This window comes from Flavobacterium sp. (assembly GCF_017985075.1).
In the GTDB taxonomy this organism is placed as follows: Bacteria; Bacteroidota; Bacteroidia; order Flavobacteriales; family Flavobacteriaceae; genus Flavobacterium.
Genome location: NZ_JAGNYF010000001.1, coordinates 51,869 through 73,416, shown reverse-complemented (window position 1 = coordinate 73,416; position 21,548 = coordinate 51,869). Strand labels below are relative to the sequence as shown.

The window sequence follows — 21,548 nt, the reverse complement described above, 5'->3', positions numbered from 1 at the left end:
AGTATTTATAATAAAAAAGTCGAGATTAATTGATTAACTATTTAAAAATCAAAACTAACCACCACCACAAAATAGGAATACTTTCTACCCAAAAACTGGTGTAATATTTACTATTTTTTGTGGAAGAAAATCGAATAAAAAATCCAATTACAATTGCTATTACCACATCGAAACGTTCAAACCGTAATATTAAACTCAGAATGCAAAAACAAATTAAAAACAAGTAACCTAAATATTTAGTTTTTTTTATACCAAATTTTTGAGGAATCGTTTGTAAAGTAATTGCATCATGCTGCGAATCATAAATTTCAAAAGGAATTAACAAGGCGCATATCAAGAAAAATAATTTCACTTGTAAAATTGTATTGAAAAAAAACAACATTTTTGTATCTAACGTTGGAATGTAACTCACCACGTACGTTACGCAAATACTCACAATAGCTATTTTTAAAAACCAATATTTTCGTAAAAACGGATACAATACAACCAAAAAAAAGATTTGTAAAAATGCTATTTGAAAACAAAATTTTAATTGAAAGAAGCAAATTACAAAAGTCAAAAATGCAACTGTTGTAATTCCTAAAACAGAATTATTTTTGTGTACTGAAAACTTAGTGGATTTCCAAAATTCGTAATATTTTAAAACTGAATAGCCAAATACACTACCAGAAAAAATAGCTCTTTCCAAAAACACGTTAGAAGAAATGTTTAACGATAGCTCCACTACTTTTACTAAAGAAAAAATAGCAAAAGCAACATGTAAACTGCTTTTGATGTATAAATCGAAAATTTGTTTTAAAACTAACATTCAACAAAAATAATAAAAGTGTTAATAACAAGCTATTTTAGTTGATAAAAATCATGAAAATTCAACTAAAAAGCAATTAATTTTAGCAGATTAATAATTACTTTTGTATCAAATTTAAACACAACCTATTTTTATATATAAATGAAAACAGATGCTTTTGCTTTAAGACACATTGGAACAGGTGAAAAAGACTTAAACCACATGTTAAAAACTATTGGAGTAGATTCAGTAGATCAATTAATTTACGAAACTATTCCTACAGATATTCGTTTAAAAAACGAACTAAATCTGGAAAAACCGATGACTGAATATGAATATTTAAATCATATTCAAGAATTAGGAAAAAAGAACAAAGTTTTCAAATCATATATTGGATTAGGTTATCATCCAGCAATAGTTCCTGCAGTAATTCAAAGAAACGTTTTTGAAAATCCAGGTTGGTACACTGCGTATACACCGTATCAAGCGGAAATTGCACAAGGTCGTTTAGAAGCCATTTTAAATTACCAAACTACCGTTATTGAGTTGACTGGAATGGAAATTGCAAATGCTTCTTTATTAGATGAAGGAACAGCTGCAGCTGAAGCAATGACTTTATTGTTTGATGTTAGAACAAGAGATCAAAAGAAAAATAATGTTTCTAAATTCTTTGTTTCAGAAGAAATTTTACCACAAACATTATCAGTTTTACAAACGCGTTCTACACCACTTAATATAGAATTAGTAGTTGGAAATCATGAAACATTTGATTTTTCATCGGACTTTTTTGGAGCTATTCTTCAATATCCAGGGAAATTCGGACAAGTTCACGACTATACTGCATTCATTGCAAAAGCAACTGAAAACGAAATTAAAGTAGCCGTAGCCGCAGATATTTTATCTTTAGCAAAATTAACACCTCCCGGAGAAATGGGCGCTTCAGTAGTTGTAGGAACTTCTCAACGTTTCGGAATTCCAATGGGTTATGGTGGACCTCACGCTGCTTTTTTCGCAACAAAAGACGAATACAAACGCTCGATGCCAGGAAGAATAATTGGAGTTTCAATTGACGTAAACGGAAACCGTGCCTTACGTATGGCATTAGGGACACGTGAACAACATATTAAACGTGAAAAAGCAACTTCAAATATCTGTACCGCACAAGTTTTATTAGCAGTTATGGCCGGAATGTATGCGGTTTATCACGGACCAAAAGGATTAAAATACATTGCAAATAAAGTACATAATTCAGCTAATACAGCCGTAGAAGCTTTAAACAAAATTGGAGTCTATCAAACGAATACTTCCTATTTTGATACCATAAATGTAAAAGCAGATGCTGCAAAAGTGAAAGCTATTGCAGAAAAAAATGAAGTAAATTTCTTCTACATTGATGCTGATACCATTTCAATTTCATTCAATGAAACTACTTCAATTTCTGATATTAATCAAATTGTAGCTATTTTCGCTGAAGCCAAAGAAAAAACATTTGAACCTATTACTGAATTAGTAGAAACTACTGTAATATCAGAAAATTTAATTAGAAAATCAACTTTCTTACAACACGATGTATTTAATAACAATCATTCGGAAAGTCAGTTGATGCGTTATATTAAAAAATTAGAACGTAAAGATTTATCGTTAAACCACTCCATGATTTCACTTGGCTCATGTACCATGAAATTAAATGCAGCTGCCGAAATGCTACCTTTATCGATGGCAAATTGGAATAATTTACATCCATTTGCACCACTTGATCAAGTGGAAGGATATCTTACGATGCTTAAAAAACTAGAGCATCAATTAAATGTAGTCACTGGTTTTTCAGGAACTACATTACAACCTAATTCTGGTGCACAAGGCGAATATGCCGGTTTAATGACCATTCGTGCCTACCATTTATCTCGTGGCGATAAACACAGAACGGTTTGTTTAATTCCGTCTTCAGCACACGGAACCAATCCAGCTTCAGCAGCTATGGCTGGAATGGATATTATCGTGACAAAAACTACTCCAGAAGGAAATATTGATGTAGAAGATTTAAGAGAAAAAGCCATTTTACATTCGGCTAATTTAGCTGCTTTAATGGTAACCTATCCATCTACTCACGGTGTTTTTGAAAGTTCAATTATTGAAATTACAAACCTAATTCATGAAAATGGTGGTTTGGTTTATATGGATGGCGCGAATATGAACGCGCAAGTTGGATTAACCAATCCAGCTACTATTGGCGCAGATGTTTGCCACTTAAACCTACACAAAACGTTTGCTATTCCTCATGGTGGTGGCGGACCTGGTGTTGGACCAATTTGTGTTAATGATAAATTAGTGCCGTTTTTACCAACTAACCCAATTGTTAAAGTGGGTGGTGAACAAGCTATTACAGCTATTTCTGCAGCTCCTTACGGTTCGGCTTTAGTATGCTTAATTTCGTATGGATACATTTGCATGTTAGGTGCAGAAGGATTAACAAATGCTACAAAACACGCCATTTTAAACGCTAATTATATGAAAGCGCGTTTAGAAGCGCATTATCCAATTTTATATTCTGGAGAAATGGGAAGAGCCGCTCATGAAATGATTTTAGATTGTCGTGCTTTTGAAGATAATGGTATTAAAGTTACTGATATTGCGAAACGTCTAATGGATTATGGCTTCCACGCCCCTACCGTTTCTTTCCCAGTTGCTGGAACTTTGATGATTGAACCAACAGAATCGGAAGATTTAGCAGAATTAGATCGTTTTTGTGATGCGATGATTGCTATTCGTAAAGAAATTAGCGCTTCTTCAAAAGATGATACTCAAAATATTTTAAAAAATGCACCGCACACATTGTCAATGGTTACTTCAGACGAATGGGTGTTCCCATACACAAGAGAAGCGGCAGCATTTCCATTAGAATATATTGCTGAAAATAAATTTTGGCCAACCGTACGTCGTGTTGACGAAGCGTATGGAGACAGAAACTTAGTTTGTTCATGTGCGCCAATTGAAGCGTATATGTAATATTTAATTACGATTTTAGATTTACGATTTTCGAAGTCTAAAAACAAATAACATTAAAATCTCAAATTCCGATTTTGTGAATTTGAGATTTTTTTATGAAATATGATAAATATCAATTTCTTCAAAAAGGAAAGTTGTAAATTTGAAGTGCAAAAAATTCATCACAATGAGAGATATAGAAACCCGTGAAGACATTCTTTTAATAATACGAAATTTTTATGATAGTTTATTAAAAGATCAATCCATAAATTTCTATTTTACAAAGGCTACACATGTTGACCAAAATTTAGAGGAGCATTTTGATGTTTTAGCTACATTTTGGGAGCAAGGTTTATTTTTAAAAGGAGGTTATAGCAATAATATGTTCCAAATACATAAAGACATTCATGATAAGCATCCTTTCACACACGAACATTTTGAAATTTGGTTAGACCATTTATACACTGCTATAACTGAAAATTTTGAAGGAAATAGAGCTGATCAAATGAAAACAATGGCATTAAATATGGCAACTGTAATGAAAATAAAATTTCAATAAATTCTGAAATTGACAAAAAAATGCAAATATTTTAACAAATTCGTAATAATTATTTAATTTACAATTTGTTATACCGCTTTTGAATTTCAATTTACTATTTTAGTATTAAATTCTGAAATCAGAAAGTTAAAAAATAGATTTATACGTTTTAAAACTATAATAAATTTAAAAAATGACAATAAAAATAACAGGCTCTGGAAGTTATATTCCTACAGAAACAGTAACTAATAAAGATTTTTCTTCTCATATTTTTTTAAATGAAGACGGCACTTCGTTTCCATTATCAAATGACGTAATCACTGAAAAATTTTATGGCATTACAGGAATTGAAGAACGTAAATATGCGCATACCGGTTTTCAAACTTCCGACATGGCAACAATAGCCGCAAAACGAGCTATAGAAAATGCCAACATAGATCCTGAAACTTTAGACTATATTATATTTGCTCATAATTTTGGAGATGTAAAAAAAGGCGCCATTCAAGGAGATATGTTGCCTAGTTTGGCTTCAAAAACAAAGCGTAATTTAGGCATAAAAAACCCTAAATGTGTGGCTTATGATGTGCTTTTTGGTTGTCCTGGCTGGGTTGAAGGTATGATTCAAGCTACGGCATTTATTAAAGCTGGCATGGCAAAAAAATGCCTTATCATAGGTGCCGAAACGCTTTCTCGAGTAGTTGATCCGCATGATAGAGATTCCATGATTTATTCTGATGGCGCAGGCGCTACAATACTTGAAGCAAGTGATGAAAACGGTGGAGTTTTAGCGCATGAATCGGCATCTTTCACATACGAAGAAGCAAATTATTTGTTTTTTGGAAATTCCTTTAATAAAGAACACGACCCAAATGTGAGATACATAAAAATGCATGGTCGAAAAATATATGAATTTGCCTTGAACAACGTGCCAAAAGCTATGGCTGCCTGTTTGGATGCGAGTGGTATTAAAATTGATCAAATTAAAAAAATACTAATTCATCAAGCCAATGAAAAAATGGATGAAGCCATTATTCAAAGGTTTTACAAACTTTACAATCAAACTCCACCAGAAGGCATTATGCCAATGACCATTCACAAACTTGGAAACTCAAGTGTAGCCACGGTTCCTACTTTATACGATGCTTTACTAAAAGGAGAAATTGAAAATCAAGAAATTCACAAAGGGGATATCATTTTATTTGCATCGGTTGGAGCCGGAATGAATATTAATGCAATCGTATATCAATTATAATATTTTTTAAATTTATTGATAAATGTTTCGTGTTTATCGTTAATTTTGCATTTATAAATTACTATCAAGCTTATATTAATGTACGAAAAAACTTATCCAAGCAAACGATTCAATATTACGTTAGAATTTCTAAAAAAAAATATTTCAACATCTGAAACTATTTTTGATTTAGGTGTTCCCAATCCGTTTTCGAAAATAATGGTAGAAAATATGTATACGGTTATTAATACAAAGGGTGAAGACTTAGATACCAATCAAACTGCTTTACGCGAAGAAAATTACGACGTATTTACAGGATTTGAAATTTTCGAACATTTATTAAATCCGTACACCATTTTAGAAAATGTAAAATGCGATAAAATTCTTATTTCTATTCCCTTACGTTTATGGTTTTCATCGGCATACCGAAGTAAAACAGACAAATGGGACAGACATTATCACGAATTTGAAGATTGGCAATTGGACTGGTTATTAGAAAAAACAGGATTTCAAATTATAGATCGTGTTAAATTTACACATCCTGTTAAAAAAATTGGTTTTCGTCCTTTATTGAGATGGTTTACTCCGAGATATTATTTGGTTTATGCGGAGAGAAATCCCAAAATATAAATCCCAAATCCCAAATTACTCTATAATTTAAGTTGAAATTTGGAATTATAAAAATTGGACTTTTCAATATGAAATACTACATTATCATTCCTGCTTACAATGAAGAAGCTTTTATGGCTTTAACGTTACAATCTTTGATAGCGCAAACCGTTTTGCCAACGAAAATTGTAGTGGTTAATGATAATTCTACTGATAGTACCGCTGAAATAGTAACTCAATTTTCTGAAAAATATCCGTTTATTTCTTTAGTAAATAAAAAATCTGATGCCATTCATCTTCCTGGAAGCAAAGTAATTCAAGCGTTTCAAGAAGGCGAAAAACACATTGATAACCAATACGATATTATTGTAAAAGTGGATGCCGATTTGATTTTTCCAAATAATTATTTCGAAACCATTATAAAACATTTTCAATCTGATAGTAGTATCGGAATGGTTGGCGGTTTCTGCTATATTGAAAAAAATGGCGATTGGATTTTAGAAAACTTAACCGATAAAGACCATATTAGAGGGGCTTTAAAAGCGTATAGAAAAGAAACGTATAAGCAAATTGGCGGATTAAAACCAGCTATGGGTTGGGACACTGTAGACGAATTATTATGTAAATTTCACAATTGGAAAGTCCTTACTGATGAAAGTTTACACGTAAAGCACTTAAAACCAACTGGAGCCAGTTATACTAAAGCTGCAAGATATAAGCAAGGTGAGGCCTTTTACAGTTTAGGTTATGGATTTATTATAACCGCAGTTGCCTCTTTAAAATTAGCTTCAAGAAAAGGAAAACCTTTTTTATTTATCGATTATATTTTAGGATTTTTGAAAGCTAAATCTTCAGGAAAACCTTTATTTGTTAATCCAGAACAAGCCAAATGGATAAGAAAATACAGATGGAAAAAAATGAAAGAAAAGTTGTTTTAATCTATTAAAATAAAATTAAAACAGTATTTTTACTGAATACTAAAACAAATAAATCGTACCCTAATTAATGATGCTCATAAGATATTTATCGCAAATTGGTCGTTATTTCATAATGTTGAAAGAGGTGTTTAATCGTCCAGTAAAATGGTCTGTGATGAAACAACTTATCCTAAAAGAAATTGACGATTTGATTATTGATTCTTTGGGAATTGTTTGTTTCATTTCGTTTTTTGTGGGTGGTGTTGTAGCAATTCAAACGGCATTAAACTTAACCAATCCACTGATACCAAAATATTTAATTGGTTTTGCAACACGGCAATCAATCGTGTTAGAATTTGCACCTACGTTTATTTCGATAATTATGGCGGGGAAAATGGGTTCGTTTATAACGTCGAGTATTGGATCTATGCGCGTTACGGAACAAATAGAGGCTTTAGAAGTTATGGGTGTAAACGCGTTAAATTATTTAGTTTTTCCAAAAATGATAGCGGTTTTATTATATCCTTTCGTAATTGGAATTGCTATGTTTTTAGGTATTTTTGGCGGCTATTTAGCAGGCGTTTATGGCGATTTTACTTCAAGTACAGATTTTATTATTGGACTTCAAAAAGAATTTATTCCTTTCCATATTGTTTATGCGTTTATTAAAACTTTAATATTTGCCTTTTTGTTGGCTACAATTCCTTCCTTTCACGGCTTTTACATGAAAGGTGGTGCATTAGAAGTGGGTAAAGCCAGCACCGTTTCGTTTGTTTGGACCTCTGTAGTAATTATTTTAATGAACTATATTTTAACCCAATTACTTTTAAGCTAATGATTGAAGTACATAACATTCAAAAAAGTTTTGGTGATCAAATGATTCTGAAAGGCATTTCGACAAGTTTTGAAGCTGGCAAAACCAGTTTAGTCATTGGTCAAAGTGGTTCTGGGAAAACAGTTTTTATAAAATCATTATTAGGCGTTCACGAAATTGATAGCGGTTATATTTCGTTCGATAATCGAATTTATAAAGAGTTAAATAAAGATGAAAAACGAGACATTCGTACCGAAATTGGAATGGTTTTTCAAGGAAGTGCTTTATTTGATAGTATGACGGTGGAAGAAAATATAGGTTTTCCATTAAAAATGTTCACTAATAAATCGCCCTCTGAAATTAAAGAACGAGTAAATTTTGTTATTGATAGAGTGAATTTGGTTAATGCCAATCATAAAAAACCATCAGAAATTTCTGGAGGAATGCAAAAACGTGTGGCGATTGCAAGAGCGATTGTAAACAATCCAAAATATTTATTTTGTGATGAACCAAATTCTGGTTTAGACCCAAAAACGGCAATTGTAATTGATAATTTAATTCAAGAAATTACTAAAGAATATAACATTACTACTGTGATAAACACGCACGATATGAATTCTGTAATGGAAATTGGAGAAAAAATTGTGTTTCTAAAAAACGGTTTATTAGAATGGGAAGGTTCTAACAAAGAAATTTTTAAAACCGATAACGCCGCTGTTACCGACTTTGTATATTCGAGCGAATTATTTAAACGTGTACGAAAAATGTATTTAGAAGATGATATCTAATTAGATGCGTTTTCTTCTATTGAAAAACCGAATTGCTTAAAATCTTCCCAAAAAGTAGGATACGATTTTGAAACTACCTCAGCATTTTCAATAATAATTGGCACTTTTAAAGCTAAAGGAGCAAAAGCCATAGCCATTCTGTGATCTTGATAGGTAGAAATCCTAACGTTAAGATTTATATTTTCTGATTGTTCTAGAGTTAATGAATCGTTTGTAACAGAAATTGGTGCACCCAATTTGGTTAATTCTATTTTTAAAGCTTCAAGTCGGTCGGTTTCTTTAATTTTCAGCGTGTGTAAACCTGTTAAATGACAACTAATTCCTAATCCAAAACAAGTTACTGCAATAGTTTGTGCAATGTCTGGACTATTGTTAAGTTTAAGGTTTAAGGTTTCAGGTTTCAAGTTCTCAACTTTACGTAAAAGCATATGATTAGTATTAAAAACCGTTTCTACTCCAAAAATTTTATATATTTCTACTAAAGCAAAATCGCCTTGTAAACTATTTTCTTTAAAACTTGATAAGGTAATTTGCGTACCAATTTCAGAAAGCGCGACAATAGAATACCAATACGATGCTGAAGACCAATCGGATTCAATAGTAAATTTAGAATTTTGAATTGCAGATTGTGGTTTTACTGTAATTTTATTTTCTACAAATAATGTTTCTATACCAATTTCATTTAATATCGCCAATGTCATTTTAATGTAAGAAACCGATGTGATTTCTCCTTCCAGAGTTAATTCCAATCCGTTTTCTAATTTTGGTGCGATTAACAATAATGCCGAAATATATTGACTACTAACATTTGATTGAAGTGAAACTTTGTTTTCTGTAAGTTTTTTCCCTTTGATTTTTAATGGTGGAAATCCTTCTTTTTCAAAATATGTGATTTCAGCTCCCAATTGATTTAGTGCATCAACTAAAATTTTAATTGGACGTTCTTTCATTCTTGAAGAACCTGTAAGTTGGACTTCAAATCCGTCTTGTGCAGCAAAGTAGGCAGTTAAAAATCGCATTGCTGTTCCAGCGTGGTGAACATCTATTTTTGGGTATTGGGTTTTGGGTATTAGGTATTGGGTAGCCAAAGCTTCTATCATAACTTCAGAATCATCGGAAGTTGATGAGTTTTCTAAAACTAAATTTGGATATAATGCTTGTAAAACTAATAACCTATTTGTTTCTGATTTGGACCCAGAAATTTTTAGTTTGAAGTTTGAAGTTTGAAGCTTATAACTAAGTTTTAAATTCACAATTATTTAAGTTTTTCATTATTTTGATGGCGATCGTGGTCTCTATTGGTTTTTAAGTCGAGTTTTTTATCAAAAGCTTCTTGCAAATTAATTCCAGTTTGATTGGCTAAACATAAAACGACAAATACTACATCTGCTAATTCTTCGCCTAAATCTTTATTTTTATCCGATTCTTTTTCAGATTGTTCTCCGTATCTTCTTGCTATAATTCGGGCTACCTCACCTACTTCTTCAGTAAGCTGAGCCATGTTGGTCAATTCGTTAAAATAACGAACACCGTGGTTTTTTATCCAATTATCAACGTCAAGTTGTGCATTTTGTATGTCCATTTACTTCTTTTTTTTGTGATTTTGATACATATTAAACAAAGACAACATAAGTCCGAAACTACATGCTGTAAGTACGGTTTTTTCGATAGTTAAATCGTTTAGAAAAAAGAGCAAGACGCCAAAAATCGTACTATGAAGTATAAATTTAGCTAAAAATTCTATTAATTTGTTTTTCATAATTTCAATTTATTGTTTTTTTAATACAATTTTTTCATTCATTTTTAGATATACTTGATTAAAAAAAGCCTTAATTGATTCGTAATAATCTGAAGAAACTAATGACGCATTAATTTTAAAACTAGAAATAATTTGAACTTTATTTCCCATATCTCCAATCAAAAAAGAAAAACTAGCTAAATTATCTTCAGTTGTTATGTTTATTTTTTCTGGCAGAGATTCTACAACATATCCAGCTGGTAGATTGTAAGTAATTGTATAATTATCACTGGTTGGGAATTTAAAATCAATTGGATATTCCCGAGTTGCTTGTTTAAAAGGATTCTCATCTAAAGCAAAAAACATTAATGGTTTAAAAAATATTTTATCATTAATAATTTCAATTTCGTTTTCAGCCGTAAAATAATAATCTTCTTTTAAGGGTTCTTCTGGGGTAGTTTTATTCTCCACTTTATAATCTGAAATTTCAAAGCCTGGCATACTTTTTTCAATATTTTCCAGATAAGTATCTTCTAAAATTAAATTATTTTTTATTCTAAAATTATACGCTTTGTTTTCGGTTAAAGTTTCTTTAATATTTCCTTTTATGGTTTTATTTTCGATAGAAGCAAAAATCATAACTGTTTTTTTTGAAATTGATTTTGGAGATAAATCAACCTCTATTGAAGTACTATTTTGTCTAATAAGTCTTCCAATATAATTTAAGGCTCTATTGGGCAATAAACCTGGTTTTAACATTTTTTCAGTAGCGTCTAAAAATATAATTTCTTCACCAATCTCTACACCACAAATTACATAATTAAAAGCTGTAGTTGATGGGTATAAATTTATTGGTTGACTTCGAGTTGTTAAAACAATAGGGTTGGCATTTAAACCTGCTTTACGCAGCATCGCTATTAAAGTTAAATTTATTTCTGCTACATTACCAACTTTGTCTTTGTATGCTTTGCTAACTCCAATTTCTGTATAAACGCCCAAAGATTCGTTCCATTTGTAGTGATTTTTGACAAAATTATATATAGTATTAATTTGGGTTTCATTGTTTGGCTCTTTTTGGTTAAGTAAAATTGCAAAATCTTTTTCAAAATAATTAACTTTAGTTAATTCTTCACCAAAATTATTACTTTCGTTTATATGTTTTGCAACATCTTCCCAAGAGTCAGTAAAAGATTTGACTGTTTGATTAGGAAATTGTATCGATACCAACTGATATTTTACACTTGAAAGATAATTTTCGATATTATTAGAATATTCTTCTTCTTTAAATGCAGGTATGTTTTTAGCATTAATTAAAGTGTAATTTTCATAAATATCTATTTTTTCAGAATTTCTTGCTCCCCCAATTCTTTTATCTAAAGGTCTGTTGTCTAACAAATTAATCGTTCTATTCTTTTTTTCTTTTACTACATTTAATATTATGTTTCCTCTGTTGAAATAATTATAGGTGTAATATTCTGGTATTAAGGTTTTATATTCAGAATAGTCGACAGGGATTACATGTTGAAATTTCCAGTCTTGTAAATTTGAATAATAAGGAGATTTTATAGTATATTTATATTCAATTACAGAGCCCTCCTTTACATTTGGCATAGTGAATTTTTTATTAGCCCAAAATTTGTTAGTGTTTTCTTTAAACTCACCTTCTCCGTTTAGTCTTGTTTTTTCAATTTTTCCATTCACAAAATTATATGTAGTAGCCTTATTAATAATTACACTTTCGTCTTCATCTCCTCCAATATAATAATCTATTTCTTTATTAGCCCATTCAAAACCACCTTTTTTATAAATTTTAATTTTTGCTTCAACTTCAGTGACTAAAATAAAATGACTGTTTTCAACAAAATCAAAATAGCTTTTACCTTTGGTAAATAAAACAGCAGCAACCGCAGAGGTATCTGTTGGATGTTGTTTTTGGTTTAATTCTTGAATAGTTACTTTACCCAATTCATAATCTTGGGCAAAAAGTAAAACTGGAAACAATAAGTATAAAATTATTTTTTTCATGGGTTATGTTATTATTTTTTAATATCAATTATTATTTTTAGGTTGTCTGATTTGCTAATTTGTAAGATAAACTTTCTATATAATTCGTAATCTTCTTTGGAATAAACACCATCAAATATTGTTAATTCTCTTTTAAAAATTAACTTATTATTTTCAAATATTACACTAGCGTAATACTCGCCAAATTTTTCTTTTAATATAATTTTTTCTGGTAATTGTGTAATTGTGTAATTTACTGGTAAAGCTATTTCAATTTCATCTGCATCAGTAAATCCGTATTCAATTTCAAATGAAAACTTCTTGTTTCTGTATTTTGATGGAATATTCGAATATTTATTTAACACATTTATCGGAAGTATAATGGAGTTTAAACTTTTCTCAAAATAATTTTCCGCTTTAAAACTGAATGTTTCTACAAATGAAAAATCTTCTTTATTATTATTCAGTTTAAGATTTGAAATTTCAAAATTATTCAAGTGTCCGAAATGGTTTTTATAATAATCTGATTGCTCTTTAAAGCTACTAGTTTCGAGATGAGAGACATTTTTGTATTGAATGTTTTTAGAAATGATTTCTGCATTTCCTGAAATTGATCCATTTTCTAAAACAGTAATTTTGGATTTTGTTTCTTGAGTATTTTTTTCTGTTTTATATTCTGATGTTTTTACTATTTCTGAACCTGTAGGTTTTATAATTAACGCATTTCTATTCGAAGTAAAATCACTCAAATAAGAAAACGGATTGGTTTGACTCGTACATTCTAAAAATATATAACTTTCCTCATTAGGAACTGATAAAATAGCGTGATTGCCTTGCATGGAAATAATTTCTTCATCTAATTTTCTTTTATCACCACCATAAATAACGGTATAATACGAGTCAATATCATAGGCTTTTAGAATGGAGCGTGTAAAATTACTTAGTGCTTTGCAATCGCCATAACCATATTTTTCTACATCAGAAACTTCCATAGGTTTCCAACCGCCAACACCAACCTGAACACTTACATATCTGGTGTTGTCTTGAACGTATTTATATATTTTTTTGATTTTATCTAGTTTAGAATCGTTTACAGAAATGATATTATTCAATTTCAATTTTGTCTTTTCAGAAATGCTACTGTTTTCCTTTAAGAAATAATCATAATACATTTTACCAAATTCACTCCAAGAACTCATATTTAACTCATATCCTTCCAATGAAGCTTTATTTAAATACATTTTAATCATTGGAAATTCTTTAGAATAATCTGCATTTAACTCTGGTTTAATAGCCATAATGTTTTTCACAGAATATGTAGTCTTTGATGATGTTTCTGCTTTTTCAACTTTAAACTCCTCTAATTTTTGAGTTTTTACATTAACTGTACATTCTGGATTTTTTATAATTTCTAAAGTAGCTTCCAAAATCGTTTCATGCAAATTTGTTATGGGCGACCAAGTTTTTAAAAAAGCCGTATTTATCGATTCTGTTACACATTCATACTCTAAAACAAACGGATAAGTTGTTGGAGTATAATCTAAATATAATATTCTGTTATCTGAAAAGATGGTGGAATCGTCTAACAAGCTTCTATCTTTAAAGTCAGCTTTTACAAACTGCTTTGTTTTTCCACCAAATAAATTAAAAATAGTAACATTAAGGTACTTAATTTTATTGGATTTATTATAATTTTCAGATAAATCTATATTATTAAAACCTAATTCATTTAAAACTAAAACCACATATTTACTGGAAATAGTTACTTTGTTATAACTTTTATATTCTACCGTTTGAAAATCGGAAATTTTAACGGTATTCGCATTTTCCTTTTGTTCAGGAGTAATAATAGGAATTTTTATATTTTGACTAAATATAAAATTCATTCCTAAAAAAATGAAAAAAAAATTAAATCTCATACTATTCTTTGTTTTTTGAATCAATAATAATAGTTACGGGTCCGTCATTAACTAATGCTACTTTCATATCGGCTCCAAATTGTCCTGTTTGGATTTTTTTCCCTAATTCCAATTCTAAAAGTTGTACGAATTTTTCATACATCGGAATAGCAATTTCTGGTTTTGCTGCTTTAATATAACTTGGCCTATTTCCTTTTTTGGTTAACGCGTGAAGCGTGAATTGACTTACAACAATAATTTCGCCCTTAACATCTTTTACTGAAAGGTTCATAACATTCATTTCGTCTCCGAAAATACGAAGATATACAATTTTAGAAACCAACCAATTAATGTCTTCAAAATTGTCTTCTGATTCAATTCCTACTAAAATTAAAAGGCCTTTATTTATTTGAGCTACAATATTTTGATCAATTGTAACCGAAGCTTCTGAAACACGTTGAATTACTACTTTCAAAATAATGGTAAATTATAAATTATTTTCTCGTTTCATCGCTAGCAATTCGGTCTTCGCCGTAAATGTCATTTCGGTATTGCTCTTCGTCGCCTTCTAATATTTTTAAATAACTTTGGTACCTACTCCAAGTAATTTTATCTTCATCAAGTGCTTTTTTTACCGCACAATGCGGCTCTTCTTTATGCAAACAATTGTTGAATTTACACGCTTCTTTTAAAGCAAAAAGTTCAGGAAAGTAATCCGAAACTTCTTGTTTTTCCATATCTACCATTCCAAAACCTCGTATTCCAGGCGTATCAATGATTCGTATATTGTCTGACAAATCAAACATTTCAGCAAAAGTGGTAGTATGTTGCCCTTGGGCGTGTGAATTGGATATTTCTTTAGTTTTTAATTTTAATGTAGGTTCAATCGCGTTTACTAAAGTAGATTTTCCCACACCAGAATGACCTGAAAACATGGATACTTTTCCTTTCATAATATCCATTAATTCTGCAACGCCTTTATTATCGGTTGCCGAAACACGCAAACATCTATACCCAATTTCGGTATAAATATGTTGTAAATACAATTGCTCGTTTAAAGTAGCCTCGTCAAATGTATCTATTTTATTGAAAATTATAATCGCTTCAATGCCATACGCCTTTGCAGTAACCAAAAATCTATCAATAAAACTTGTAGTGGTTGTAGGATTATTGATGGTTACTATTAAGAAGCCAATATCAATATTTGAGGCAATAATATGTGTTTGCTTAGATAAATTTACCGATTTACGTACGATATAATTTTTTCTATCGTGAATATTAGTTATAATTCCGTTTACTTCATCTACAGTTTCGTCTAAATCAAAGTCTACCACATCGCCTACCGCAATAGGATTGGTACTTTTAATACCTTTCATACGGAATTTACCTTTGATACGACAATTGTAAAATTGGTTCTCTTCAGATTTTACGTAATACCAACTTCCGGTAGATTTATAAACGGTTCCTGTCATTTTCAAGTTAAATTTACGATAATTAGTTTTGGATAATCGTAACTTACAACAAATATAACATTTCTTATAAAAATGCCATAAAAAAACCCAAGAAGTTAATTTCTTGGGTCTTCATAAAATTACAAAGTCATTCTTCCTATTCTGTCTTGTGATTTTCTTGATGCGTAAATAATGAACTCTTTGTTGTTTTTTCTGTAAAAAACACCTGGTCTAATTACCAATTCGTTTTTAATTACTTCTTCTGGATCTTTTCTTGTGATTTTTCCAGTATTATCAAATTGAAAAAGTGTTGGAACTGCACTATTATAGTTACCTAACGTTTTAATTTCATCCATATCAGTAATTCCTTTGTTCTTTTTATTATCGTTAAAAAGAATATTTAATTGACCATCACTATAAATTGGAATTGCACTTAGATATTCTGGGCCTTTACCCATAACACCTAATTGAAATGAAATACCAATAGCTACATTAAAATTACTTCCACCTGACATTGCAAACATGTTTAATGATGCAACTGTAGCTGTTGCATTTTGGTCTTTAGCTACTACATTACTCCATTCTAAAGAACCGTCTGGTTTTAATGAAGTAACAATCATTTCATTTGTGTAATAGGTAATTGGAGTTAAACCTAATGGACCAATACCTTGTGTTTGTCCTACGTAAATGAATCTTTCTTCAGACAAAACAATTAAACCACCATCATTTTTTTCAATAATTGTATGAATCTTATAATATGGCTTTACGTCTTTACCTTTTTTAGCTTTTCTTTCACCTAATAATTTAACTTTAGTTGCATAATCAAACTCATTAAATTTAAGATTATCATTAACATTTGTATTGATATTAATTGTAGCATTATAAACTCCTTTTAACTCTTTATTTGCTTTACCATTTGACCTAACACTTGAATAAAAACCAACTAATTGAACTTTATCATTAAGTGTAGAAATCATAGAACAATTGATAATTTCTTTATCTTTAAATTGAATATCAATTACTTCTTTTTTATAACCATTTCCTTTTTTAAATGCTAATACTTGGAATTTTTCAATTTGCTCTTTCTTTTTGCTATCTCTATAACTTTCATTAATAACCAAAAAGGCATCATCTTTATAGTTAACATCAAAGTCAGAAATTGTAAATTCAAAATCTTTTTTGTTGTCATCGAAAGAAACTTTTTCAGTATTTGCGAATAATTGCGTTAAGTTCGCATCAAATAATTTTAAATCATATTTAAAAGCATCTTCTTTTCCAAAAAGTGACGCATGCATAGCTAATAACTTTGTTTCATCAGCTGATGTTTTGAAATAAAAATCTCCTCTTCTTGAGCTTTTTTCAACAATCGCTTCAAACATTGGAAGCATAGTTGAACTCAATTTTCCATCTTCAGAAAATTCAATACCAACTAATTTAAATATTTTTTCTTTTCTTTGATATACACTTCCTATAACATATAATTTACCGTTAAGTAAAATCATCTCTTCAAATTCTACATCTTTATCCTTAACTTCTGGTAAAACAATTGGTCTATTAGAAATTAACTTCATTTCTTTCGAAGTAAATATCTTTAAAAAATATTCTTTTCCTTTTAATCCAAGTGCGTAAACTTTGTTATTAGCTTCACCAATAATTTTTACGATTTTACCTTTCTCATCGGTAATTTCTTCACCATAACTTATTTTTAAATTTTCAATATTATACTGAGCTACAGTCAGATTTATACCTGCAAAAAATACCATTAAGGCGGTAAATAAAATTTTTTTCATAAATTTTTTCGTTTAGTTTTGATTTATTAGCAAAACTACTATTTTATTTGAATGCAAAAACTTATTTATTCATTATTTTTTCCTGATGCGTAATACTTTCTTGATGAATGGCTTTATAAATTTTTAATACAAATTCTTCGTTTAATCCTTTATTTTCACCATCTAAAATCATTCTTCCTAAAATTTCATTCCAACGTTTGTTTTGCAAAATAGCTACGTTTTTCTCTTTTTTAAGTTGTCCGATTTTCTCTGCTAACTTCATACGTTTTCCTAAAATTTCAATTAATTTTGTGTCCAATTCGTCAATATAGGCGCGTTGTAAAGCCATTTCTTTATTCCATTCTGCATTTTCATCTGTTTCTTTTCTCATTTTCAAATCGATGAAAATTTGTTTCAAAGTTGCAGGTGTTACTTGCTGAGCAGCGTCACTCCAAGCGTTATCTGGGTCGAAATGAGTTTCAATAATTAATCCGTCGTAATTTAAATCTAAAGCTTGTTGTGCAACTTCCTGAATCATATCTCGTTTACCTGTAATGTGCGATGGATCACAAATTAAAGGCAAATTCGGGAATCTATTTTGTAAATCAATTGCTATTTGCCATTCTGGATTGTTTCTATATTTTGTTTTTTCATAGGTTGAAAACCCTCTATGAATCACTCCTAAATTTTTAATCCCAGCTTGATATAACCGTTCCAATCCGCCAATCCATAAAGATAAATCTGGATTCACTGGGTTTTTTATCAACACAATTTTATCCGTGTTTTTTAATGCATCGGCAATTTCTTGCACCGCAAACGGATTTACCGTTGTTCGTGCACCAATCCAAAGTACATCAATATCATATTGTAAAGCTAATTTTACGTGATTAGCATTAGCCACTTCTATAGCCATCAACAATCCTGTTTCTGCTTTGGCTTTTTGTAGCCATTTTAGACCAATTTCACCCACGCCTTCAAATCCTCCAGGTCGTGTTCTTGGTTTCCAAATTCCAGCACGAAAAATTGAAACATCAGTGTTTTTTAATTCGTGTGCAATTTTTAAAACTTGCTCTTCCGTTTCTGCACTACAGGGCCCGGCTATAACTAAGGGATGATTTAATTTTAAATCTACCAACCATTGTTTGTGTTCTTTTGTGATTTCCATTTTTTTGAATAAAAAATCCCGAAAAAATCGGGATTTATTAATATATATACTTTAATATAACGTATTGGTTATATAATTTAGTGGCGATTTTTATACTATTACAAATATATAAAATATTTAATAACTTAAACTTACCAAACCGTTATCTTGAACGATAATTTGACCCGTAATCCCATTCGAGCTCTCTGTTAAAAGAAAACAAGCGGTTTTAGAAACGTCAATTGGATTTAAAATTCGTTTTAATGGATGTTTCGCAATCATATTTTCTCTAATTTGGTCTGAACGTAAAATTCCAGCGGCTAAAGGAGTATCAATAAGCGATGGTGCAATAGCATTAACTCTTATTTTTGGTGCAAATTCGGCAGCCAAACTTTTTACTAAACCTTCAACAGCACCTTTTGCAGCGGCGATACTTGCGTGATATGGCATCCCTGATTGAACGGCAACCGTGCTAAAGAAAACCACACTGGCTTGTTCTGATTTTTTAAGCGCAGGCAAATAGTGTTGAAACGCTTTTAAAGCACCAAAAAAATTCACATTTAAATCGGAATTAAAATCTTCTAAAGTTAAACGATTAAAAGGTTTCAAATTGATACTTCCTAAGCAATATACCAAACCATCAACAGTATCGATAGTGGGCAACGTGTCTGCTAAAGCGTCTAATTGATGCCAATTTCCATTAAATTCATAAGTAGGCTCAGAACGAGAAATAACGTGACAAAAATTTCCATTTTCAGATAATTCTTTTACAATATGTTCGCCAACACCTTTACTTCCTCCAATTATAATGTAGTTTTTCATCTTAGTCGTTTTAATTTAAATATTTTTTAAAATCGTTAATTTTTACTTTTGCTTTAATGTCAAACATTAAACTGTATAAACCAAAAAAGGTTCTGTTTACATAAATAAAATGTTTTGAACCTCGGTTTCCATTCATTTTACGTAGCGTTTTATCACTTGCGAATTTTTCACTTAAAGCAGCAATTTGAACTTGAAACTCAGGTTGTGCGAAATCAAATATTTCTGCTTGAATTGGTTGTGTAAACACACTTAATAATTCGTGAAACATATCTGTAAAAAAGGATAACTCTTTTGGAGAATCCGTTGTTTTTAATATTTCTAATTCGAATAATTTTTTTGTGAAATAGTCCATATCTTTTAAAGAATCTGGGGTAGACACTTCAAAATACGGCACATAAAAATCATTCGGAATTTCCTTCATACAACCAAAGTCAATCGCAATTAAGTTATCGTTTTTATCTACTAAAAAATTACCCGGATGCGGATCAGCGTGAAATTTTTTCAACTGATGAATTTGGTACATATAGAAATTCCATAACGTTTGTCCAACTTTATCACGTTGTTCTTGAGAGGCATTACTCGAACAAAATTCAGATAAATGAATCCCATTCATCCAATCCATTGTGATAATTTTATCCGAAGAATATTCTGGGTAATAGTTCGGAAATAATAAGTTATCAATTTTCTCACAATCAATAATTACTGCCATCGATTGCGAAATTTCCAATTTATAATCTGTTTCTTCGGTAAGTTTGTCTTCAACTTCTTGAAAATATTCATCAGAAGTTCCTTGTAAATTGAACATTCTAATCGCAATTGGTTTCACTAAAGCAATATCGGATCCGATACTTTCTCGAATACCTGGATACTGAATTTTTACAGCCAATTCTTTTCCGTTTTTAGTTGCTTTATGAACTTGTCCAATACTTGCAGCGTTAATGGAATCTGGTGAAAAAGTATCAAATAATTCTTCAGGGTATTGTTTAAAATAGGTTTTAAATGTTTTTCGAACCAAAGGCGCTGATAATGGCGGCACAGAAAATTGCGACAACGAAAACTTATCTACATAAGATTGTGGCAACAAGTTTTTTTCCATACTTAGCATTTGTGCAACTTTTAGCGCACTTCCCTTTAATTCCTTTAACCCATCGTATATATCTGTGGCATTGCTTTCGTGTAATTTATCTTTAGTTAAAGATGGATTTACAACTTTTTCACCATAATATTTAAGGTAATTTCCCCCAACTTTCACTCCAGTCGTAACTAATTTTGTTACACGCTGCATTTTTCCAGTTGGAATACTATCTATTTTTTTCATTATTTTTTGTTGTGTTTATGATTTTGAAAACATTCCGTTCATTTGTTCTTTCCACAAAAATTTTCCAAAATCAATAATGTTTTGTGTAGGAATATTGTATGCCAAATCGAAACTCGCTTTTACTGATTTTTCAATAAATACATCGGTTTTTTCAAAATTGGAAGATTCGTCGTTCATCCAAAAATTGAAGATGGATAAAAATTGCAACCAAGATGCTTCTTGTAATACTTTATCTTGAATTTTTACTACTGTTTCTTGTTCAATTTTAATTGGCTTTTCTAAAATAGTTAACGCATAATCCAAATATACTTCACGAAGTTTAGACAACTTCCCTAAGTTTTTCATTGGGTTTTTATCTTCTTTCAATAAATGAATGATAAAACTTCTATTTGCAGTAGCCATTTCGAAAAATGTAAAATAAAAAGCAGATAATTTATTTGCACTATCATAGGATTGGTACGCTTCATTTTTTTCTAATAATTCTAAAGTGTAAGCAAACATGGTTACAAAATATTGTTTTTCTAACAATTCAAATGAAGTAAAATAGTGATAAAAATCCGTTTCATCCATATTGTTTAATTTGGCAAATTCATAAACCGAATTTGGTTTTTTTGCGTTTGTTAAACAAAAATCTGTGTATGCAGAAACAATTACATCTTCAGTAATTACTTTCTTTTTTTTAGGTGCTGCCATAGTATAAATATTTTGTTGAACAAATTTACAAAAAAATTAAAC

General features: G+C 30.3%; 19 protein-coding genes. 7 read left to right on the top strand and 12 right to left on the bottom strand.

Annotated elements, in window-relative coordinates:
• Positions 1–37: 37 nt before the first annotated feature.
• Positions 38–808, bottom strand: a complete 771-nt coding sequence (locus KA468_RS00325; protein WP_291240962.1) for a hypothetical protein — start codon at positions 806–808, stop codon at positions 38–40.
• 141 nt (positions 809–949) lie between these two features.
• On the opposite strand from KA468_RS00325, the gene gcvP reads away from it, so the two are divergent.
• The 7 genes from gcvP to KA468_RS00290 all read left to right on the top strand — a co-directional run bounded on the left by gcvP (position 950) and on the right by KA468_RS00290 (position 8,669).
• Complete coding sequence (gcvP, locus tag KA468_RS00320; RefSeq protein ID WP_291240961.1) at positions 950–3,793, top strand: aminomethyl-transferring glycine dehydrogenase; 2,844 nt, start codon at positions 950–952, stop codon at positions 3,791–3,793.
• Between the two features lie 166 nt (positions 3,794–3,959).
• On the top strand, positions 3,960–4,331 hold the full coding sequence (locus KA468_RS00315; protein WP_291240960.1) for a group III truncated hemoglobin: 372 nt from the start codon (positions 3,960–3,962) through the stop codon (positions 4,329–4,331).
• 172 nt (positions 4,332–4,503) lie between these two features.
• On the top strand, positions 4,504–5,562 hold the full coding sequence (locus tag KA468_RS00310; RefSeq protein WP_291240959.1) for a 3-oxoacyl-ACP synthase III family protein: 1,059 nt from the start codon (positions 4,504–4,506) through the stop codon (positions 5,560–5,562).
• A gap of 78 nt (positions 5,563–5,640) precedes the next feature.
• Entirely contained in the window at positions 5,641–6,171 is a 531-nt protein-coding gene (locus KA468_RS00305; protein ID WP_291240958.1) for a methyltransferase, read from the top strand.
• A gap of 68 nt (positions 6,172–6,239) precedes the next feature.
• The gene (locus KA468_RS00300; protein WP_291240957.1) at positions 6,240–7,088 is read left to right on the top strand and encodes a glycosyltransferase family 2 protein; all 849 of its coding nucleotides are present in this window, start codon (positions 6,240–6,242) and stop codon (positions 7,086–7,088) included.
• 67 nt (positions 7,089–7,155) lie between these two features.
• Positions 7,156–7,902, top strand: a complete 747-nt coding sequence (locus KA468_RS00295) for an ABC transporter permease (protein ID WP_291240956.1) — start codon at positions 7,156–7,158, stop codon at positions 7,900–7,902.
• Positions 7,902–8,669 (top strand): ATP-binding cassette domain-containing protein, encoded by a 768-nt coding sequence (locus tag KA468_RS00290; protein ID WP_291240955.1) that lies wholly within the window; start codon positions 7,902–7,904, stop codon positions 8,667–8,669. The genes KA468_RS00295 and KA468_RS00290 overlap by 1 nt, the downstream gene beginning before the upstream one ends.
• Here KA468_RS00290 and aroA read toward each other — a convergent pair.
• The 11 genes from aroA to KA468_RS00235 all read right to left on the bottom strand — a co-directional run bounded on the left by aroA (position 8,666) and on the right by KA468_RS00235 (position 21,506).
• Positions 8,666–9,922: a 3-phosphoshikimate 1-carboxyvinyltransferase gene (aroA, locus tag KA468_RS00285; protein WP_291240954.1), complete on the bottom strand. Its 1,257-nt coding sequence runs from the start codon at positions 9,920–9,922 to the stop codon at positions 8,666–8,668. The two genes, KA468_RS00290 and aroA, sit on opposite strands and share 4 nt — an antisense overlap.
• Positions 9,923–9,924: 2 nt before the next feature.
• Positions 9,925–10,251: a nucleotide pyrophosphohydrolase gene (locus KA468_RS00280; protein WP_291240953.1), complete on the bottom strand. Its 327-nt coding sequence runs from the start codon at positions 10,249–10,251 to the stop codon at positions 9,925–9,927.
• 186 nt (positions 10,252–10,437) lie between these two features.
• The gene (locus KA468_RS00275; protein WP_291240952.1) at positions 10,438–12,432 is read right to left on the bottom strand and encodes a DUF3857 domain-containing protein; all 1,995 of its coding nucleotides are present in this window, start codon (positions 12,430–12,432) and stop codon (positions 10,438–10,440) included.
• Between the two features lie 11 nt (positions 12,433–12,443).
• The gene (locus KA468_RS00270; RefSeq protein WP_291240951.1) at positions 12,444–14,330 is read right to left on the bottom strand and encodes a DUF3857 domain-containing protein; all 1,887 of its coding nucleotides are present in this window, start codon (positions 14,328–14,330) and stop codon (positions 12,444–12,446) included.
• Position 14,331: 1 nt separating this feature from the next.
• Positions 14,332–14,784, bottom strand: a complete 453-nt coding sequence (dtd, locus tag KA468_RS00265; protein WP_291240950.1) for a D-aminoacyl-tRNA deacylase — start codon at positions 14,782–14,784, stop codon at positions 14,332–14,334.
• Positions 14,785–14,803: 19 nt separating this feature from the next.
• The gene (gene rsgA / locus KA468_RS00260) at positions 14,804–15,781 is read right to left on the bottom strand and encodes a ribosome small subunit-dependent GTPase A (RefSeq protein ID WP_291240949.1); all 978 of its coding nucleotides are present in this window, start codon (positions 15,779–15,781) and stop codon (positions 14,804–14,806) included.
• A gap of 119 nt (positions 15,782–15,900) precedes the next feature.
• Complete coding sequence (locus KA468_RS00255) at positions 15,901–17,550, bottom strand: hypothetical protein (RefSeq protein WP_291240948.1); 1,650 nt, start codon at positions 17,548–17,550, stop codon at positions 15,901–15,903.
• A gap of 61 nt (positions 17,551–17,611) precedes the next feature.
• A complete protein-coding gene (locus tag KA468_RS00250; RefSeq protein ID WP_291240947.1) occupies positions 17,612–18,694 on the bottom strand; it encodes a bifunctional 3-deoxy-7-phosphoheptulonate synthase/chorismate mutase type II in 1,083 nt (360 codons plus the stop codon).
• Positions 18,695–18,811: 117 nt separating this feature from the next.
• Positions 18,812–19,495: an SDR family oxidoreductase gene (locus KA468_RS00245; protein ID WP_291240946.1), complete on the bottom strand. Its 684-nt coding sequence runs from the start codon at positions 19,493–19,495 to the stop codon at positions 18,812–18,814.
• Positions 19,496–19,505: 10 nt separating this feature from the next.
• Complete coding sequence (locus KA468_RS00240) at positions 19,506–20,813, bottom strand: AarF/UbiB family protein (protein WP_291240945.1); 1,308 nt, start codon at positions 20,811–20,813, stop codon at positions 19,506–19,508.
• Positions 20,814–20,828: 15 nt separating this feature from the next.
• The gene (locus KA468_RS00235) at positions 20,829–21,506 is read right to left on the bottom strand and encodes a TetR family transcriptional regulator C-terminal domain-containing protein (protein WP_291240944.1); all 678 of its coding nucleotides are present in this window, start codon (positions 21,504–21,506) and stop codon (positions 20,829–20,831) included.
• Between the last annotated feature and the right edge of the window lie 42 nt (positions 21,507–21,548).

Bases quoted from the DNA above. Each gene is read 5' to 3' on its own strand.
- KA468_RS00290 (WP_291240955.1), top strand. From the start codon at position 7,902: ATGATTGAAGTACATAACATTCAAAAAAGTTTTGGTGATCAAATGATT.
- rsgA (WP_291240949.1), bottom strand. From the start codon at position 15,781: ATGACAGGAACCGTTTATAAATCTACCGGAAGTTGGTATTACGTAAAA.
- KA468_RS00250 (WP_291240947.1), bottom strand. From the start codon at position 18,694: ATGGAAATCACAAAAGAACACAAACAATGGTTGGTAGATTTAAAATTA.
- KA468_RS00295 (WP_291240956.1), top strand. From the start codon at position 7,156: ATGATGCTCATAAGATATTTATCGCAAATTGGTCGTTATTTCATAATG.
- gcvP (WP_291240961.1), top strand. From the start codon at position 950: ATGAAAACAGATGCTTTTGCTTTAAGACACATTGGAACAGGTGAAAAA.
- KA468_RS00275 (WP_291240952.1), bottom strand. From the start codon at position 12,432: ATGAAAAAAATAATTTTATACTTATTGTTTCCAGTTTTACTTTTTGCC.
- KA468_RS00270 (WP_291240951.1), bottom strand. From the start codon at position 14,330: ATGAGATTTAATTTTTTTTTCATTTTTTTAGGAATGAATTTTATATTT.
- KA468_RS00300 (WP_291240957.1), top strand. From the start codon at position 6,240: ATGAAATACTACATTATCATTCCTGCTTACAATGAAGAAGCTTTTATG.
- KA468_RS00315 (WP_291240960.1), top strand. From the start codon at position 3,960: ATGAGAGATATAGAAACCCGTGAAGACATTCTTTTAATAATACGAAAT.
- KA468_RS00235 (WP_291240944.1), bottom strand. From the start codon at position 21,506: ATGGCAGCACCTAAAAAAAAGAAAGTAATTACTGAAGATGTAATTGTT.
- KA468_RS00305 (WP_291240958.1), top strand. From the start codon at position 5,641: ATGTACGAAAAAACTTATCCAAGCAAACGATTCAATATTACGTTAGAA.
- KA468_RS00310 (WP_291240959.1), top strand. From the start codon at position 4,504: ATGACAATAAAAATAACAGGCTCTGGAAGTTATATTCCTACAGAAACA.
- KA468_RS00245 (WP_291240946.1), bottom strand. From the start codon at position 19,495: ATGAAAAACTACATTATAATTGGAGGAAGTAAAGGTGTTGGCGAACAT.
- KA468_RS00255 (WP_291240948.1), bottom strand. From the start codon at position 17,550: ATGAAAAAAATTTTATTTACCGCCTTAATGGTATTTTTTGCAGGTATA.
- KA468_RS00240 (WP_291240945.1), bottom strand. From the start codon at position 20,813: ATGAAAAAAATAGATAGTATTCCAACTGGAAAAATGCAGCGTGTAACA.
- KA468_RS00325 (WP_291240962.1), bottom strand. From the start codon at position 808: ATGTTAGTTTTAAAACAAATTTTCGATTTATACATCAAAAGCAGTTTA.
- KA468_RS00280 (WP_291240953.1), bottom strand. From the start codon at position 10,251: ATGGACATACAAAATGCACAACTTGACGTTGATAATTGGATAAAAAAC.